The organism is Haloprofundus halobius, assembly GCF_020097835.1.
Lineage (GTDB): Archaea > Halobacteriota > Halobacteria > Halobacteriales > Haloferacaceae > Haloprofundus > Haloprofundus halobius.
Window position 1 is genome coordinate 2,723,484 of sequence record NZ_CP083666.1, and the last position, 14,465, is coordinate 2,737,948.

Consider the following 14,465-nt stretch of genomic DNA (forward strand, 5'->3'; position numbering starts at 1 on the left):
GTTGTGGTTCACCACACCGAGCGAAGACGGCTCACCCGTCGAAGCGGTACAGCGACGTCACGTACGGCAATCGGTTGAACATCCAGTACGCGACCGGCAGACCGACGATAGTTACGGCCAAGAAGGCGGCGACGTTCGCCCAGAGCCAACTCAACCACCAGCCGACGAGCACGAAGTATACTGCGCGGACGAGAAGCGAGTGCTGGCCGCGCGCAGCCTCCGGTTGCGAGCGCGAACGTGGTTCCTTCAGGCTCAAGACGGTCGGGACGAGGTTCGTGAGTTTGATGCCCAGCGGGAGGAGGACGACCGTCGCCGTCAGAAACCACGCGGCGTTGACGACGAGCGGGGTCGCCCACCAACCGACGAAGACGAACCACAGCGCGCGCACCACCAGAGAACGATCACTCATACGTGAACGAAGGCGCTGCCGGGCGAAAAGCGTGCTGGCGGCCGGCGAGAACAGCAGGCCTAAGTCCGCCGTGCGAGTATCGGGAGTCGAATGAGAGTCATCGGTACCGTCGGCCTGCCCGGCAGCGGGAAGGGCGAGGCCGCGACCGTCGCACGCGAGGCTGGAATTCCGGTCGTCACGATGGGCGACGTCATCCGCACCGAGTGCCGCGCCCGCGGCCTCGACCCCGCCGAACACCACGGCGAGATCGCGCAGACGCTCCGCGAGGAGAACGGCGCCGACGCCATCGCCGCGCGGTCGCTCCCGCTCGTCGAAGACCGCCTGGAGAACCACGACAGCGTCGTCGTCGACGGCATCCGTTCGGGCGTCGAGGTCGACCGGTTCGAGGAGGCGTTCGGCGACGACTTCTACCTCGTGAGCATCGAAGCGCCGTTCGAGGTGCGCGCCGAGCGTCTCTCCGAGCGCGGCCGTGACCTCGGGGAAGACGACGGCGGCGAGGGGCTCCGCGCCCGCGACGAGCGCGAACTCGGCTTCGGGATGGGCGAGGCGATGGAACGCGCCGACGTCCGTATCGAGAACACCGACACGCTGGAGGCGTTCCGCGACCGAATACAGGCGATTGTCAGCGGCGAGGAGTCCGCAATCGAAACCGGGGGGAGCGCTCGAGATGATATATAGCATCGACGTCCGCATCGAAGCGCCCGTCCGAGCGACCGAGGTGACGGACCGCGTCGCCGACGCCGTCACGAACCTCTTTCCGAACGCCGAACTGGAGCACGAACCGGGGCGACTCGTCGCCGAGACGCACTCGCTCGACGAGTTCTCCGACCGCCTCCACGAACAGGAGATTCTCGACACGGCCCGCCGGGAGTTCACGAAGCGGGGCGACGAATCGGGTTTCTCGTTCGCGCTGAAGAAGCAGGCGGCGCTGAAGGGCGTCGTCAACTTCGCGGTCGGCAACCCCGACGAGCTCGGCGACATCGAGGTCCACGTCATCGTCCGCGACCCGAGCGTCGACCAGTTCGTCGACCACGTCGCGCCGCCGACGAGAGACGGTCGCCCCGTCAGCGACCGCGACTGATGGACGACCCACGGGACCGGGTGCTCCCGGCGACGCTTCATGCCGCGGCCCTGATGACCGTCCTCGGAGCGGTGGCGCTCCTCACCGGTCGCTCGTTTCTCTTCCCGAGTCTCGGCCCCTCGGCATACGTGCTCGCGACCGGAATCGGCGACGCCGACAGCGCGCCCAAACGCGTCGTCGGCGGCCACGTTATCGGTGTCCTCGCCGGGATGGCGACGTACCATCTGCTCGCATCGGGCATCGTCGTGCTCCAGATTCACGAACCGCTGTCGGCGGCCGGTATCCGACTCGCCGCCAGCGCGACGGTGGCCGTCGGGGCCACCACCGCGGGGATGCTGGCGACCGACCTCCGGCATCCGCCCGCCTGCGCGACCACGCTCATCGTCTCGCTCGGACTCCTGACGCAGGTGGGCGAGGCGCTCGCCATCGTGATCGCGGTACTGCTCCTCGTCGCCGTTCAGCGGATTCTCGTTCGGGGGCGACGGACCGCGTCGACGGGAGATCGGGCTAACGAGTCGGTCGCCGAAGACCGCGTCCGGCGTTCCGAGACCGAACACGACTGATTCGACGACAGTCGTTCCGTGTGATACGCCCACAAACAGTTATTACGCGAACGACGTATCGTCTTCGAAGAGCTGAATTCTGTCGGCTCTGAAAGAACTATGGACGTAGACAGATTCCTCGAAACACACGGACCGAAGGAGGGCGGAGACGTCTTCCAGCGCGAGAGCTCGAAAATGCTCGACGTCTCGCTGGACGGGAGCGTCATGGCGAAAGCCGGGGCGATGGTCGGCTACACCGGCGACATCTCGTTCGAGCGGAAGTCCGGCGGCGGACTGACGGGCATCCTGAAGAAGAAGGCGACCGGCGAGGGCGCCGTACTGATGCAGGCGACGGGGTCCGGACACCTCTACCTGGCCGACCAGGGAAAGGAGGTCCAGATTCTCGAACTGGACGCCGACGACGAGATAAGCGTCAACGGCAACGACGTGCTGGCGTTCGAAGACGGCGTCACGTGGGACATCAAGATGATGAAAAGCATCGCCGGCACGTCGACCGGTGGGCTGTTCAACGTTTACCTGAAGGGACCGGGTCACGTCGCCATCACGACCCACGGCGAACCGCTCGTCCTGCCGACGCCGGTCAGCACCGACCCCAACGCTACCGTCGCCTGGAGCAGCAACGTCTCGCCCAGCACGAAACGCGACCTGAACATCAAGAGCTTCCTCGGACGCTCCTCGGGGGAGACGTTCCAACTACACTTCGCCGGCGAGGGCGGCTTCGTCGTCGTCCAACCGTACGAGGAGCAGTCGCCGCAGGAGTGACCGAGACGAAACGAAACCGCTCAGGGGACGAGCAACACCGCGACGGCAACACCGATGAAGACGACCTTCAGCGCAGTGTTGACCGCGACGACTTTCGATCCGAAATTCGCCCCCCAGATACCGTACTGAAAGGGAATAGAGCGCTTGAACGTCGAGACGGCGAAGGAGACGATACCCCCGAGAAGCATCGTCGCCACCGCCTGCCGCGGCGTGAACACCTCACCGACCTGCGGCGCGATGGTCACCGCGCCCGTCGTCGTGTCGAAGGCGAAGACGGCGATGACCGGCACGGCCGCGCCGGGGAGGCCGACGAGCGTCGCCAGCGGGTCCGCCACGCTCGTCAACGCCTGTAGCGAGTCCGTCTCCACGAGCAGCGTGACGAGCGCGTAGACGACGGCGAGGCGCGGGACGATTCTGCGAAGTTTCTTCCACGTGCTCTTCGCCGCGCCGCGGAGTTTCTCCGGCGTCGACTGCGTCTCGCGGTCGGGCGTGTCGACGTCCTCGGGGACGGCCGCGGAGTTCACGTTTCGCTCCGACAACAGGAGCGCCCCGGCCAGAATCCCGACGAGCGTGATGCCGAGCGCGATGGCGGCCCGCGCGCCGACGTACATGAGACCCACGCGAAGCCCGAGAATCGGGATCAGCACCGGTGCGTAGAAGGTGAAGATGTGCTGGACGAAGCCGAAGAACGTGTTGATGGTGACGGCGACGAGCGTCGCGCGGTCGTCCAACATCTCCGAGTCGCGAAACTCCGCGAGCATCCCGTACCCCGCCGTCGTCGACGCGGTGGTCGTCAGAATCGCCGTGCCGACTTCCCGCGGGAGATTGGCGGGACCGGTCAGCGGGTACGCCAGCACGGTGATGTAGCGCACCGCCCCGAAGGCGACGGCGACGTTGGCGAGGAAGACGCCGACACCGATGGCGACGGCGATGGTCACGACGCGGGAGGCGACCTCGGCGAGAAACGACGGGTCGAGCGCCTGCACGACGGACTGCACGGTCTGCGGTCGGTGCCGTGTGGGCAAATGGGCGTCGGTCGGCGACGGAGAGCAGTCGCGCTCAGCAAGGAGAGATGTCGTCTCCCTCGTCGCGTCGGATGTCATCGCCTGTGACGACGTAGCGCGCGCTCGTCGCACCGTCAGCCTCCTCGACGACCGTCTCGTTGCCGCTCTGTCGCTCTGCGGAGTACCAGTACGGATGCGTCACTTCGACGTGAACGCCGTCGGCGGTGCGGTCGGTCACGGTCGCCTCCTCGTCGGTGACCGTCGGCGTCGCTCCCCACCCCGTCAGGCAGGACGCCCCTTCGAGTCGCTCCGTGATGTACGCCTCCTCGGTTTCGAGCGCGCGTTCTTTCGCCTCCTCGTCGGGAACGGCGGACGAGGGTATCGCGGTCGGTTCGGATGTCGGTGAATCGGTGGACACCGAGTCGTTTCGGGTCGAGTCAGCGGGGTCGGTCGGTCCGGACTGGACACAGCCCGCGATTCCGACGCCGAGCGCGACGCCGCAGAACCTGAGGGCGTCCCGTCGACTGGAGGGCAGAGACATGACCACCAAGTCGCAGGTGGCGGCTAAATGTTTTGTGTGGGGGAAACTCAGGCCCGGTACGCGTGGAGGGCGACCAGGAAGACCAAGAGCAGCGGTACGAGTGGGACCGCGGCTTCGAACGGGACCAGAAGCAACACTAGCGAGGCCATCACGACGAATTCGAGTACCACGAGAACGCTAATGACTTCGGAGGGATTCGCCATCGCTGTGCGGTTTCTGTCTCGACGTGTTAACTCCTCGGGGGAGTCGGGATCGAACAATACGCCCACACGCCCACCGACGCATACTGACGACTGGCGCACACTACCGACTGACGCATACTGACGACCGACTCACACGAGAATCCGCACGACCCCGAACAGGACGAGAACGCCGAGTACGTCGCAGGTGTTCGTTACCACCGGAATCACCACGTCGTCGGGGTCGAGTTCGAGGCGGTAGGCCGCGTACGTCGCGACCAGCGTGACGACGATGGCGAGTACCGCGAGCACCGCCCCGCTGGCGGTGGCGACGGTGACGACGGTCAGAAAGTCGAGCGCCGTCCCGGCGACGGCCGTCTGAATCGTCCACGCGCCCGCACCGACGAGCGGAAACAGCGTCAGCGAGAGCGCGATAGTCGCGACCGCGTTGCCCAGAAGCAGGTCGTCGTCGGGCGCGAAGTCGAGCAGGCCGAGGTGGAACGCCGTCGAGAGGCGCGCGGCGAGGATGCTCCCCAGGTTGCCGGCCATTCCGATGGTGACCGGGACCAACACGAGAAGCGACGGATACTGCAGCAGCGTCGACTCGAACGTGTCCAGCACCAGTCCGCTGGCGAGTTCGACCGCCGTCAACACGAGGAGGACGGGGAGCATCGTCCGCATGATGCCGCGGACGCTCCATTGGGTTTCGGGCACTCACCCACCTCCTAGTGCGAGGACGACGCGGGCGGCGAACAGCATCGTCGCGATTCCGACCACGTCGCCGGTCGTCGTGACGACGGGACCGGCGAGCGTGTCGGGGTTCATCCCCTGTCTGTAGCCGTAGAAGACGACACCCAGTACTGCGATAGTCAGCAACAGTCCGGAGATGACGCCCGCGATAGCGGCGATACCGACGAGCGACCAGAGCGTTGCCGTGGGTCGACCGAGCGTCAGCAAGACTGCGTACGCGAGCACGGCGGCGAAGACGCTGACGAGAATCCCGTTTGCGAGCGCCGCGACGATGGCGTTGCGGATACGCCGGTCGGAGAACGTGAAGTACGGTTCGACGAGACCCTGATGGAGACCGGAGGCGAGACGCGCGCCGAGCGACCCGTAGACGTTGCCGCGCGTCGCCAGCAACGCGGGGACGAGTACGATGAGTCCGGCGACCCGTTCGAGTTCCGCCTCCATCCCACCGAGGACGACGCCCGCGAAGAGGCCGCCGACGGCGCTCAATAGGAGCACCGGCAGCGCCTCTCGGTACGCTTCGACGGCGACGTCGCGGACGGGCATACGGGGACAGACGTGCGGCGACGGTAAAAGTCGGGCGGGCGAGAGTGTACGGCCGAGTCGTGTGTCACCGCCCCACGGGAGAATCTACGCCGGCGTGGGTGCGTCGTCGCCGACGAAGACGAGGAGGACCGTCAGCGCCGCGGCGATGGCCATCGAGGCGGCGAGCGCGGTGAACGCGAGGCGGAAGCCGACGGTGTCGGAGAGGATTCCGACGGCCGCCGGTGCGAGTGCCCCCGCGCCCATCAACAGCGTCCGCACCGCGCCGAGGCCGCCGCCCGCGACGCTGTCGGGGATGACCGAGACGAGGTACGCACCCCGGACGGGGCGAAAGCCGTGCGCGCCGAGACCGAACGCGACGACGACGGCAGCCAGCGCGAGGAAATTCGCCTCGCTGACGGCGACGAGCGCGACGAGCGCGACTGCCGCGAGACCGAGCGTGAATCCGATGATGGGGAGTTGGCCCACGTGGTCGCTCGCTTCGCCGGTGAGCAGTTGGACGAGGCTGACGACGAACAGCACGCTGAAGATACCGCTGGCGGCGACGGTCGAGAGGCCAGCGCTCCGTTCGAGATACAGCGGGAGGAACGCGACCGCGCCGTTGTACGCGAAGGAGAAAAACACCGTCACGACGACGAAAACGGCAAAGCGCGGACGGCGAAAGAGCGCGGCGTACTCGCGAGCGCCCGCGCTCTCGGCGGCGGCGTTTCGGCTGTCGGGGACGCGTTTCGGAACGCGGAGCGCGAACGCCCCCGCGAGGGCGACGCCGGCGACGCCACCGGCGAGAAACACCGCGTGCCAGTCCGCGTGGGTGGTCAGCGCGATGACGGCGGCGGGGGCGGCGACGCCGCCGAACGCGCCGAGCGTGTCGAGCGCGCCGAGCGCCCGTCCCGTCTGTGCCGGATACACTCGCGAGAGCAGCCTGATGGCGACGGTCTTGTGGACGCCGGTGCCGATGCCGACGAGTAGCATTGCAGCGACGACGAGCGCGAAGGGAACCGAGGGCACGAGCGCGAGCGCCCCGACGGCGGCGGCGGCGGCCCCGACGGTGATGACCGTCACCGCGCCGACGCGGTCGGCGAGCGCCCCCGAGGGGAACTGCATCAGCGCGTAGACGAGCATCAGCGCGGTGTAGGCGGTGCCGACGACGGCGTTCGAGACACCGTACTCCGCCTGGAGCGTCCCGAACAGCGGTGGGAAGGCGTAGCGAAGAAACTTCGCGAGAAACCAGATGAGCGCCGTCAGGACGAGCGCGTCGAAACGGGTGAGCGAGCGCAGACGGCGATACATCAGGTGGGGGTTGTCGGCGAGTGGCAAAAGGAAACTGAAACCGGCGGTCCGCGGAGTGGATAGTGTCGGTGACGCTACGGAGCAGATGCGTGACTCCGCGGAGTGTGTGGCGTCGCCGACTCCGTGAGATCGCTCGCCGTCGCCGTAGAGAGGGGAGCGGGAGAAATGATTATATGGTCATCATATCTTGGCACACGTATGGACAGAACATCGGTCGCGCTCGGCGGCGTCCTCAGCGCTGTCGCCTCCGTCGTCGCCGTCCTCCTGTATGGACCCCAAACCGCTGCGCCGTGGGGTGTCCTCGCCGGAGGTATCGTCGCACTCCGCGCCCGCGACGCGACCGACGGTCTCTTCGACGGCGCACTCGCCGGTCTCGTCGGGGCCGTCGGCGGCGTCCTCGCCGTCGTCGGCTTCTACGCCCTCGACGTGTACTTCCACGTCGGAGACGCCGAAATCGCCGGCAGCGTCGGCGCGTACTTTTCGGTGCCGAGCGTGGTGATGCTGGTTCCGTCGTTCGCCCTCGGCGGGATGCTCGCCGGCGCGCTCGGTGTGGTCGTCAGAGACCGCGTCGCCTCGCGGGTCGGCGCGTGAAACCCTCTACCTCTGACGCTCAGAACGGTCCGAAGCCGCCCATACCGCCGTCACCGCCCTGCTGCTCCATCTTCTTCATCATCCGCTGCATGTCGCCGTCGCCCATCCCCTGGAACTGCTTGAGCGTCTGCTCCATCATCTTGTGCTGTTCGAGCAGTTCGCGCACCGTCTCCTCGTCTCTCCCGCTGCCGCGCGAGATGCGGCGGACCTGACTCGCGCCGACGCTCCGGGGATTCTCCATCTCGCCTTCGGTCATCGAGTCCATGATTATCTCGAAGCTCCGCATCCGGTTCTGGGTGACGTCCATGGCGTCGTCGGGTAGCTGGTCCATCAGCCCGCCGCCGAGGCCGGGAATCATGTCCATGATCTGGTCGAGCGGCCCCATCTTGTTCATCGCCTCCATCTGCTTCTGCATGTCCTTGAGCGTGAACGACCCCTTCATGATGTCCTCGGGGTCCCAGTCGTCGTCCTCGGCCTGCGTCTCTGACATCGCGCGCTCGACGCGCTCGGAGAGCTGTTTGAGGTCGCCCATCCCGAGCAGTCGGGAGATGAACCCGTTCGGCTCGAAGCGCTCGATGTCCTGAACGGTCTCGCCCGTCCCGAGGAAGGCGATGGAGGAATCCGTCTCGTTGACGGCGGTCAGCGCACCGCCACCTTTCGCCGTCCCGTCGAGCTTCGTGATGACGACGCCGTCGATGCCGATGGCCTCCTCGAACTGCCGGGCCTGCTCTTTCGCGCCCTGGCCGATGGCCGCGTCGAAGACGAGCAGACTGAGGTCGGGACTGACGAGGCCCTCTATCTCCTCGATCTCGGCGATGAGTTCGTCTTCGAGGCCGTGTCGACCCGCGGTGTCGACGATGTGGACGTCGGCGTTCTCCGTCGCCTCCAGCCCCTCGCGGGCGATGGTGACGGGGTTGGACTCGTCGGGGTCGCCGTAGAACTCCACTTCGGCGCGCTCACACATCTGCTTGGCCTGGTCGTACGCGCCGGGGCGGAAGGTGTCGGTCTGGATGACCGCCGGGCGCAGTCCCTTCTTCGAGAACCACCACGCCATCTTCGCGGCGGAGGTGGTCTTCCCCGACCCCTGCAGCCCGGCGAGGAGGATGGTCTGGGGTTCGAGCGGAATCTCCGTCGACTCGCCGACGATGGCGACCATCTCCTCGTAGACGATTTTGAGGACGTGGTCGCGCGCGGAGGTTCCTCCGGGGGGTTCCTCCTCCAGCGCGCGGGTTTTGATGCTGTCCGACAGTTCCATCACGAGCGCCACGTCGACGTCGGCCTGGAGGAGCGAACGCTGGATCTCCTTGACGACCGCCTCCACGTCCTCTTCGCTGAGGCGGGTCTTCCCTCGCAGCGTCTCCAACGTACCGCGGAGGGAGCTTCCGAGATTGTCGAGTACCATTTGCACACAGTACGCCACCGAACCGGTAAAGGCTTTATTCGTCGCGCCGCGTCGATTCGGGGCGATTCGAGTCGGGCATTCGGGCCAAGACGGGTGAGGAGACACTCTCTTGAACCGACTCGAACCGAGATTTATCCCCGCGGGCGATGCCATCGTACCCATGACGAACGGCGCAGACGAGGAGCAGTCGCCCAGCGGCGACAGCACGACCGGGTGGGAAGAGGCCGGCCGAATGGAACTGAATCCGGACGCGTTCCTCGAAGCCGACGAGGGGTACGCCATCGAGTGCCCGGAGTGCGGGTCGCAGACGCCGCTCATGCGGGTCGTCGAGACCGGCCGTTGCGACGGCTATCGGGGAGATACCGTCCAGTGTAGCGCGCTCCTCCGAGTCGAGCTCGCCTGGAAGTCGGAGGGCGAACCGGAGTAGCGGCGCTCACCGTGGGAGTCGAAAGCGCGGAGGGAGGCGAGAAGTGAGCTACTCCTCGTCTTCGAGAAGACTCGCGACGAGCTCCTCGGGGACGAACCGCTCGATGTCGTCGTACTCTTGACCGGTGCCGAGGAAGAGAATCGGCTTCCCGGTGACGTAGGCGATGGAGATGGCCGCGCCGCCTGAGGAGTCAGCGTCGGCTTTCGTCAGGATTGCGCCGTCGATTTCGGCGGTCTCGTCGAACTTCTTCGCGCGCTGGACGGCGTCCTGACCGGCGACGGCTTCGTCGACGAACAGCGTCATGTCCGGGCCGACGACGCGGTCAATCTTCTCCAACTGCGCCATCAGGTCGTTGGAGGTGTGGAGCCGACCCGCGGTGTCGCCGAGGACGATGTCGATGTCGTGGGCCTCGGCGTACTCGACGGCGTCGTAGATGACCGCCGCCGGGTCGCCGCCCTGTTCGTGGGCGATGAGCTTCCGGTCGAGGTTCTCGGCGTGCTTGCGAATCTGCTCGTTCGCGCCGGCGCGGTAGGTGTCGCCGTTGGCGAGCACCGTTGAGTAGCCTTGTTCCTCGAAATACTCCGAGAGTTTGGCGATGCTCGTCGTCTTGCCGACGCCGTTGACGCCGGTGAAGATGATGGTGACGGGCTTGTCCGCGTCGGCGATTCGCTGGTCGAAGTCGAACTGACCGACGCTGATGACGTCGAGCAGCGCGTCGTGCAGCGCCTCCTCGACGAGTTGCGCCGTCGTCTGCACCTGCTTGCGCGTGGTGCCGAGCATCTTCTCACGGATGGTGTCGAGCATCTGCTCGGCGACGCCCATCTCCACGTCGCTCTGCAGCAGCGCCATCTCCAGTTCCCACAGCGGCTGTTCGAGGTCCTCCTCCTCGATGATGATACGGCCGGTGGCGAACGCCGCCGCGCGCTTCAGTCGGCCGGGGCCCGAACGTTCTTCCTCCCCCTGGTCTTCGACGGCGGACTCGTCGGGAACCGGTTCGGGAGACGACTCCGCGGGCGACTCTGCGTCGGCAGTACTCTCGGCGGCGTCCGCCTCGGCGTCGGCGGCGACAGCCTGGGCCGACGGTGCGCTCTCGTCCGGTTCGGCCGTCTCGGTTGTCTCGGCGACGGTGTCGGGATCGGCCTGCTGGACCGAGGCCCGTGATGGGTCCGACGTCTCCGTCGCACCGTGTTCGACCGCGCCGCTCGTCTCGGTGTCGGCGACGGACTCCGCGCTCGCGTCGGCCGCCTCCGCCGCGTCGATCTCGGCCGTCTCCGCGTCGGCCGCATCGACCTCGGTCGTTTCCGCCTCCGCCGCATCGGCCGCATCGACTCCTTCGGCCTCGGCTTTCTCCTCGGCGGTCTCCTCAACGTCTTCGCGGAAGCTGTTGAGCTTCTTTTTGAGTCCGTCGAACATGGGGGGGGTTGTCGTGAGTTACTCGTCGCCGTTCTCCTCCTGCTGCATCTGCTGCATCTGCTGCATCTGCTGCTGCTGGAGGCGCTGTTGGAGTTGCTGGGCTTGCTGTTCGATCTCGTCGCTCTCGTCTTCGAGGTCGCGAACCTCGCCTTCGACGCCCGCGATACGCTCGTCGACGTGGTCTTGCTTGCTGCGGAGCGCCTCGATGGCACCGTCTCGCTCCTGTTCGGCCGCGTAGTTGCCGCCGAGGCTGACGACAACTTCGTCGATGTCCTGCACTTCCGCGCGGACGTACGCGCCGCCACCGAGCGGTACCTGTACCGTCGAACCGCTCTCGAGCGTCTCGAGCGCCTCGATGGCCTCGTCCATCTCCGTTTTCTCCTGTTCGAGGTCGGAGATGTCGGCTTCGAGTTCCTCGATCTCCTCGTCGATCGCCTGCAGTTCCTGCGAGAGCTGCTGAAGTTGCTGCTGACCGCCGCCACCGCTACCCATCATTGTGCGGTCACCTCGTCGAGTTCGACCTGCATACGCTTGAGGCCGTGCTCGCTGCCGAAGCGCGAGAGTGTGTACTCGCGGGCGACGTTCTCGTTCGCTGCCTCGATGTCCTTGGTGAACGTCCGGTAGCCGTCGCGGCTTCGGAATCGGCCGCGTACAGTAAACTGACTCATGGCAAAGCGTGGGGTAGCGAGCGGGAAGTATCTTCCTACTCGGAGAGTCGAGCGGTGCGCTCGAAGGCGGAGACGCGGCCGCAAAGAAGTCGGCGAAAACTCAGTCGATGTAGCCGAGCGTCTCCTCGATGCGCCCGAGCTCCGGACCCGTCGTCTCCTCGCCGACGACGTAGCTCTCCTCGTTGGCGACGAGGCCGGAGCCGACCAGCGGCGCGCCGTAGTTGACGGTGCCGATGTCGGCGTACACGTCGAGGTGTTCTTCGAGCGCCTCCAGTTCCGGCTCCCGAGATTTCGGGTGACAGAGGACGCCGGTGTTGTTGGCGACCGCCGCGGTGCCGACGGTGCGGACATCGCCGAGGTCGCCGCGTTCGACCGGCACGTCGAGCGCCTCCTCGACGGCCGCGACGGCCTCGTCGTCGAGGTCGGGGTGGATCCACGCGCCGTAGTCGTTGGCGAGCACGACGTTGCCGGCGGCGTTGATACGTCCCGGCAAGGGGACGACCGGCAAGTCGACGGCGTCGGCGATTCGCTCGCGTTCGCGGTCGGTCGCGCGGCCGGAGACGAGAATTCCGTTCTCGTTGCCCATCGCCAGCGCACCGACGGTGCCCGACCCACCGACCGTAGTCGGTACTGGGGGAACGCCGAACTCGTCGGCCAGAGACGAGACGAGTTCGTCGTCTGCGTCCGGACGGACGAGCAGGCAGTCGTTCGTCGCGCGCGCGAAGACGCCGACGTACGGCGACCCGGCGAAGGAGGCGCGGAGCACCGTTTACTCGGCCGGTTCGGCCTCGACGACGGCCTCGCCGTCCTCGTCGAACCGTGCGGCGCGGACGCGAAGCTTCCGCGGCGGGTTCTGTCGACCCTCCGCCCAGACGGCCTCGTTGAGCGAGGGTTCGAGGCGAACGGCGTCCTCGTCGACGTTGAAGTTCTTCGCGAGGTGCTGACGGATGATGCTCATCGCGCGGTCGGCGCGCTTCTGGACGGCGACCTTCTTGACGCCGCGGAGCGGGACGGTGACGACGCGTTCTTCGAAATCACTCGCGCTCATTATTCGTCAGTATCGCTTCGCCGCCAGTTGCGGCGCTTAGGGTTTCGCGTGACTTGCATGTCCGTCTTCAGCATGACCCACGTCGGGACGCGACTGTTCTGGCGCTCCAGTTTCGCCAGTCGCTTCTTCTTGGCCTTCGATTTTTTACCCATAGTAGCAGTGGGTTCCGTTGCGCGGCATAAAATCTTGTTCCTTCGCGTCGCGGCCGCGTCACGGAATCGCACGTCCCCCGTGACAGTCGATGACGGCGTTCTATTCGTGTTCATCCGTCTCGGCATCCGTTTTCGAGACGACGTCTTCGGAGTACGCTCGAGCCGGCCGGGCGACGGAATGTCGTTCGATGTCGATAGCGAATCGCAGTACGCGGCGTTCGGCGACTAATCAGTAGATTGTACAATATATTATCTTTATTATAATATTTTAATTATTATATTCTAGGATACATTTAAGTTGGCGGAGTTCATTCAACTATCGTATGGGTCCGCCGATACACTACTACCACCGCTCCGACGAGACGAGTCTCTGCGTGGACATCGCCCGGGCCGTCGGGAGGCTGTTCGACGTAGACCCGGCGGAACTCCCGCCGCTGGCGAACTCGTTCGACGCCGAGGCCGCGGAGGCCGTTCTCGAGAGCGAGAGCGACACCGTCGTCGTCTTCACGTATCTGGGTCAGCGCATCACGGTCACCAGCGATAGAGTGATGACCATCGAATCGCCCGTAGCGGGTTCGGGCGCGAGCGCGTGATGAACGGACACGACGCCTGAGTCGCGGTCGCAGACGCGGTCCGAACGCGGGTTGGCTGTCGACATCAGTTACATGTGACTCGCGACCGAACCCACCATATGTCGCGAAACTTCCGCGGCGAAGACGAGGGAAAGCGCGTCGTCGACCACGAAGGGAACGAGGTCGGGACCATCGAACTCGCCGGCGATAACGCCGAGTACGCGGACGTAGAGCGCGGCGGGAGCATCACCGAGGGTCTGATGGAGATGCTCGGCTGGGAGTCCGACGACGACAGTCGGCTCCACCGCGAACACGTTAAAGAAATGAAAGGTGACGAGGTACACCTGAAAGAACCGCAGGAACGACACGGGTAATCGGCGTTCGGAGCCCGTTTGGGGCCCTACTGCGGTCAGAGTACGAAGCGACTTACCGTCGAGTACTCGGGACCGTTGGGGCCGATCACGCTCTCTTTGAGCCGAATCTGCTCGACGCGGAACGTCCCGACCGTCGGGTCCGTCTCGCGGACGGCCCGTCGTACTATGTCTTTTCCGAGGGCATCGTCCATTCGTGCGAGCGTAACGTGGGGCGTGAACTCGTGGGACTCCGCGTCGAAGCCGATGGCCGTCGTCTCCCGTTCGACAGCTTCGGCGAGGCGAGTGATTCGCTCACTACCCTCCTCGATGCCGAGCCAGACGACGCTGACGTAGTCGAGCGACGGGAAGACGCCCAGTCCGCCGACGGTCGCCTCGAACGGTTCGACGTTCGCGGCATCGACCGCCGATTCGAGCGCCTCCTCCACCTCGCCGAGACGGTCATCGTCGGTCTCGCCGAGGAACTTCAGCGTGAGATGAGCCTGCTCCGGGTCAACGAACCGGAGGCCCTCGGCGTCGCGCAGGTCGTCTTGGACGGCCGCGACGGCGCCCGAGAGCGAGTGCGGGAGGTCGATGCTGACGAACAGTCGCATACCTACCCTGCGACGACGAGGGCGTTAAGAGTCGGGGTCAACGGGGTCGGGCGACATACGTTTATCAGCGATGACGGGACCACCGTCGTCTGTGAACTAACACGAGACC

23 protein-coding genes are annotated in these 14,465 nt (G+C 66.0%); 8 read left to right on the forward strand and 15 right to left on the reverse strand.

The features are described 5' to 3' along the window. Positions 1–31 precede the first annotated feature (31 nt). Positions 32–409 (reverse strand): YccF domain-containing protein, encoded by a 378-nt coding sequence (locus LAQ74_RS14435; protein WP_224333229.1) that lies wholly within the window; start codon positions 407–409, stop codon positions 32–34. Positions 410–499: 90 nt separating this feature from the next. On the opposite strand from LAQ74_RS14435, the gene LAQ74_RS14440 reads away from it, so the two are divergent. The 4 genes from LAQ74_RS14440 (at position 500) to LAQ74_RS14455 (ending at position 2,815) form a co-directional block, all read left to right on the forward strand. After that, on the forward strand, positions 500–1,087 hold the full coding sequence (locus LAQ74_RS14440; RefSeq protein ID WP_224333230.1) for an AAA family ATPase: 588 nt from the start codon (positions 500–502) through the stop codon (positions 1,085–1,087). Next, positions 1,077–1,490 (forward strand): RNA-binding domain-containing protein, encoded by a 414-nt coding sequence (locus LAQ74_RS14445; RefSeq protein WP_224333231.1) that lies wholly within the window; start codon positions 1,077–1,079, stop codon positions 1,488–1,490. The genes LAQ74_RS14440 and LAQ74_RS14445 overlap by 11 nt, the downstream gene beginning before the upstream one ends. Continuing rightward, the gene (locus tag LAQ74_RS14450) at positions 1,490–2,053 is read left to right on the forward strand and encodes an HPP family protein (RefSeq protein ID WP_224333232.1); all 564 of its coding nucleotides are present in this window, start codon (positions 1,490–1,492) and stop codon (positions 2,051–2,053) included. The genes LAQ74_RS14445 and LAQ74_RS14450 overlap by 1 nt, the downstream gene beginning before the upstream one ends. A 99-nt stretch (positions 2,054–2,152) precedes the next feature. Beyond that, positions 2,153–2,815 (forward strand): AIM24 family protein, encoded by a 663-nt coding sequence (locus LAQ74_RS14455; RefSeq protein WP_224333233.1) that lies wholly within the window; start codon positions 2,153–2,155, stop codon positions 2,813–2,815. 20 nt (positions 2,816–2,835) lie between these two features. Here LAQ74_RS14455 and LAQ74_RS14460 read toward each other — a convergent pair whose 3' ends face one another. The 6 genes from LAQ74_RS14460 to LAQ74_RS14485 all read right to left on the reverse strand — a co-directional run bounded on the left by LAQ74_RS14460 (position 2,836) and on the right by LAQ74_RS14485 (position 7,119). Next, the gene (locus LAQ74_RS14460; protein ID WP_224333234.1) at positions 2,836–3,813 is read right to left on the reverse strand and encodes a nucleoside recognition protein; all 978 of its coding nucleotides are present in this window, start codon (positions 3,811–3,813) and stop codon (positions 2,836–2,838) included. A gap of 61 nt (positions 3,814–3,874) precedes the next feature. Beyond that, entirely contained in the window at positions 3,875–4,360 is a 486-nt protein-coding gene (locus LAQ74_RS14465) for a hypothetical protein (protein ID WP_224333235.1), read from the reverse strand. Positions 4,361–4,407: 47 nt separating this feature from the next. Beyond that, positions 4,408–4,563 (reverse strand): hypothetical protein, encoded by a 156-nt coding sequence (locus tag LAQ74_RS14470; RefSeq protein ID WP_224333236.1) that lies wholly within the window; start codon positions 4,561–4,563, stop codon positions 4,408–4,410. A gap of 129 nt (positions 4,564–4,692) precedes the next feature. Continuing rightward, complete coding sequence (locus LAQ74_RS14475) at positions 4,693–5,220, reverse strand: magnesium transporter (protein WP_224337284.1); 528 nt, start codon at positions 5,218–5,220, stop codon at positions 4,693–4,695. Positions 5,221–5,253: 33 nt separating this feature from the next. Next, positions 5,254–5,832, reverse strand: a complete 579-nt coding sequence (locus LAQ74_RS14480) for a magnesium transporter (RefSeq protein ID WP_224333237.1) — start codon at positions 5,830–5,832, stop codon at positions 5,254–5,256. 84 nt (positions 5,833–5,916) lie between these two features. Next, positions 5,917–7,119, reverse strand: coding sequence for an MFS transporter (locus tag LAQ74_RS14485; protein ID WP_224333238.1), 1,203 nt, complete (start codon positions 7,117–7,119; stop codon positions 5,917–5,919). A 198-nt stretch (positions 7,120–7,317) separates the two neighbouring features. On the opposite strand from LAQ74_RS14485, the gene LAQ74_RS14490 reads away from it, so the two are divergent. Beyond that, complete coding sequence (locus LAQ74_RS14490) at positions 7,318–7,710, forward strand: hypothetical protein (protein ID WP_224333239.1); 393 nt, start codon at positions 7,318–7,320, stop codon at positions 7,708–7,710. A gap of 19 nt (positions 7,711–7,729) precedes the next feature. Here the strand turns inward: LAQ74_RS14490 and LAQ74_RS14495 are convergent, their stop codons facing one another. Further along, positions 7,730–9,112 carry a signal recognition particle protein Srp54 gene (locus LAQ74_RS14495; protein ID WP_224333240.1) on the reverse strand — a complete coding sequence of 461 codons (1,383 nt, stop codon included), beginning with the start codon at positions 9,110–9,112 and terminating at the stop codon, positions 7,730–7,732. A 160-nt stretch (positions 9,113–9,272) separates the two neighbouring features. Here LAQ74_RS14495 and LAQ74_RS14500 point away from each other — a divergent pair, with 160 nt between their 5' ends. Further along, positions 9,273–9,539, forward strand: a complete 267-nt coding sequence (locus LAQ74_RS14500) for a hypothetical protein (protein WP_224333241.1) — start codon at positions 9,273–9,275, stop codon at positions 9,537–9,539. A 48-nt stretch (positions 9,540–9,587) separates the two neighbouring features. Here the strand turns inward: LAQ74_RS14500 and ftsY are convergent, their stop codons facing one another. The 6 genes from ftsY to LAQ74_RS14530 all read right to left on the reverse strand — a co-directional run bounded on the left by ftsY (position 9,588) and on the right by LAQ74_RS14530 (position 12,820). Further along, a complete protein-coding gene (gene ftsY / locus LAQ74_RS14505) occupies positions 9,588–10,952 on the reverse strand; it encodes a signal recognition particle-docking protein FtsY (protein WP_224333242.1) in 1,365 nt (454 codons plus the stop codon). A gap of 18 nt (positions 10,953–10,970) precedes the next feature. Beyond that, entirely contained in the window at positions 10,971–11,444 is a 474-nt protein-coding gene (gene pfdA / locus LAQ74_RS14510) for a prefoldin subunit alpha (protein WP_425498539.1), read from the reverse strand. Continuing rightward, positions 11,444–11,620 (reverse strand): 50S ribosomal protein L18Ae, encoded by a 177-nt coding sequence (gene rpl18a / locus LAQ74_RS14515; RefSeq protein ID WP_224333244.1) that lies wholly within the window; start codon positions 11,618–11,620, stop codon positions 11,444–11,446. The genes pfdA and rpl18a overlap by 1 nt, the downstream gene beginning before the upstream one ends. 100 nt (positions 11,621–11,720) lie before the next feature. Next, complete coding sequence (locus LAQ74_RS14520) at positions 11,721–12,386, reverse strand: translation initiation factor IF-6 (protein ID WP_224333245.1); 666 nt, start codon at positions 12,384–12,386, stop codon at positions 11,721–11,723. Between the two features lie 3 nt (positions 12,387–12,389). Next, complete coding sequence (locus tag LAQ74_RS14525; RefSeq protein WP_224333246.1) at positions 12,390–12,668, reverse strand: 50S ribosomal protein L31e; 279 nt, start codon at positions 12,666–12,668, stop codon at positions 12,390–12,392. Further along, positions 12,668–12,820 (reverse strand): 50S ribosomal protein L39e, encoded by a 153-nt coding sequence (locus tag LAQ74_RS14530; RefSeq protein ID WP_137197982.1) that lies wholly within the window; start codon positions 12,818–12,820, stop codon positions 12,668–12,670. Before LAQ74_RS14530 ends, LAQ74_RS14525 begins: the two co-directional genes overlap by 1 nt. 323 nt (positions 12,821–13,143) lie before the next feature. Here LAQ74_RS14530 and LAQ74_RS14535 point away from each other — a divergent pair, with 323 nt between their 5' ends. Further along, positions 13,144–13,413, forward strand: a complete 270-nt coding sequence (locus LAQ74_RS14535) for a HalOD1 output domain-containing protein (protein ID WP_224333247.1) — start codon at positions 13,144–13,146, stop codon at positions 13,411–13,413. Between the two features lie 98 nt (positions 13,414–13,511). Next, positions 13,512–13,766: a hypothetical protein gene (locus LAQ74_RS14540; RefSeq protein WP_224333248.1), complete on the forward strand. Its 255-nt coding sequence runs from the start codon at positions 13,512–13,514 to the stop codon at positions 13,764–13,766. A 35-nt stretch (positions 13,767–13,801) separates the two neighbouring features. Here LAQ74_RS14540 and thpR read toward each other — a convergent pair whose 3' ends face one another. Further along, complete coding sequence (thpR, locus tag LAQ74_RS14545; RefSeq protein ID WP_224333249.1) at positions 13,802–14,356, reverse strand: RNA 2',3'-cyclic phosphodiesterase; 555 nt, start codon at positions 14,354–14,356, stop codon at positions 13,802–13,804. Positions 14,357–14,465: the final 109 nt, after the last annotated feature.

Excerpts from the sequence above, each read along its gene's own strand:
- LAQ74_RS14535 (WP_224333247.1), top strand. The coding sequence starts at position 13,144 with ATGGGTCCGCCGATACACTACTACCACCGCTCCGACGAGACGAGTCTC.
- LAQ74_RS14475 (WP_224337284.1), bottom strand. The coding sequence starts at position 5,220 with ATGCGGACGATGCTCCCCGTCCTCCTCGTGTTGACGGCGGTCGAACTC.
- pfdA (WP_425498539.1), bottom strand. The coding sequence starts at position 11,444 with ATGGGTAGCGGTGGCGGCGGTCAGCAGCAACTTCAGCAGCTCTCGCAG.
- LAQ74_RS14465 (WP_224333235.1), bottom strand. The coding sequence starts at position 4,360 with ATGTCTCTGCCCTCCAGTCGACGGGACGCCCTCAGGTTCTGCGGCGTC.
- LAQ74_RS14480 (WP_224333237.1), bottom strand. The coding sequence starts at position 5,832 with ATGCCCGTCCGCGACGTCGCCGTCGAAGCGTACCGAGAGGCGCTGCCG.
- ftsY (WP_224333242.1), bottom strand. The coding sequence starts at position 10,952 with ATGTTCGACGGACTCAAAAAGAAGCTCAACAGCTTCCGCGAAGACGTT.
- LAQ74_RS14495 (WP_224333240.1), bottom strand. The coding sequence starts at position 9,112 with ATGGTACTCGACAATCTCGGAAGCTCCCTCCGCGGTACGTTGGAGACG.
- LAQ74_RS14455 (WP_224333233.1), top strand. The coding sequence starts at position 2,153 with ATGGACGTAGACAGATTCCTCGAAACACACGGACCGAAGGAGGGCGGA.
- LAQ74_RS14530 (WP_137197982.1), bottom strand. The coding sequence starts at position 12,820 with ATGGGTAAAAAATCGAAGGCCAAGAAGAAGCGACTGGCGAAACTGGAG.
- thpR (WP_224333249.1), bottom strand. The coding sequence starts at position 14,356 with ATGCGACTGTTCGTCAGCATCGACCTCCCGCACTCGCTCTCGGGCGCC.
- LAQ74_RS14445 (WP_224333231.1), top strand. The coding sequence starts at position 1,077 with ATGATATATAGCATCGACGTCCGCATCGAAGCGCCCGTCCGAGCGACC.
- LAQ74_RS14435 (WP_224333229.1), bottom strand. The coding sequence starts at position 409 with ATGAGTGATCGTTCTCTGGTGGTGCGCGCGCTGTGGTTCGTCTTCGTC.
- LAQ74_RS14540 (WP_224333248.1), top strand. The coding sequence starts at position 13,512 with ATGTCGCGAAACTTCCGCGGCGAAGACGAGGGAAAGCGCGTCGTCGAC.
- LAQ74_RS14525 (WP_224333246.1), bottom strand. The coding sequence starts at position 12,668 with ATGAGCGCGAGTGATTTCGAAGAACGCGTCGTCACCGTCCCGCTCCGC.
- LAQ74_RS14450 (WP_224333232.1), top strand. The coding sequence starts at position 1,490 with ATGGACGACCCACGGGACCGGGTGCTCCCGGCGACGCTTCATGCCGCG.
- LAQ74_RS14470 (WP_224333236.1), bottom strand. The coding sequence starts at position 4,563 with ATGGCGAATCCCTCCGAAGTCATTAGCGTTCTCGTGGTACTCGAATTC.
- LAQ74_RS14440 (WP_224333230.1), top strand. The coding sequence starts at position 500 with ATGAGAGTCATCGGTACCGTCGGCCTGCCCGGCAGCGGGAAGGGCGAG.
- LAQ74_RS14500 (WP_224333241.1), top strand. The coding sequence starts at position 9,273 with ATGACGAACGGCGCAGACGAGGAGCAGTCGCCCAGCGGCGACAGCACG.
- LAQ74_RS14490 (WP_224333239.1), top strand. The coding sequence starts at position 7,318 with ATGGACAGAACATCGGTCGCGCTCGGCGGCGTCCTCAGCGCTGTCGCC.
- rpl18a (WP_224333244.1), bottom strand. The coding sequence starts at position 11,620 with ATGAGTCAGTTTACTGTACGCGGCCGATTCCGAAGCCGCGACGGCTAC.
- LAQ74_RS14485 (WP_224333238.1), bottom strand. The coding sequence starts at position 7,119 with ATGTATCGCCGTCTGCGCTCGCTCACCCGTTTCGACGCGCTCGTCCTG.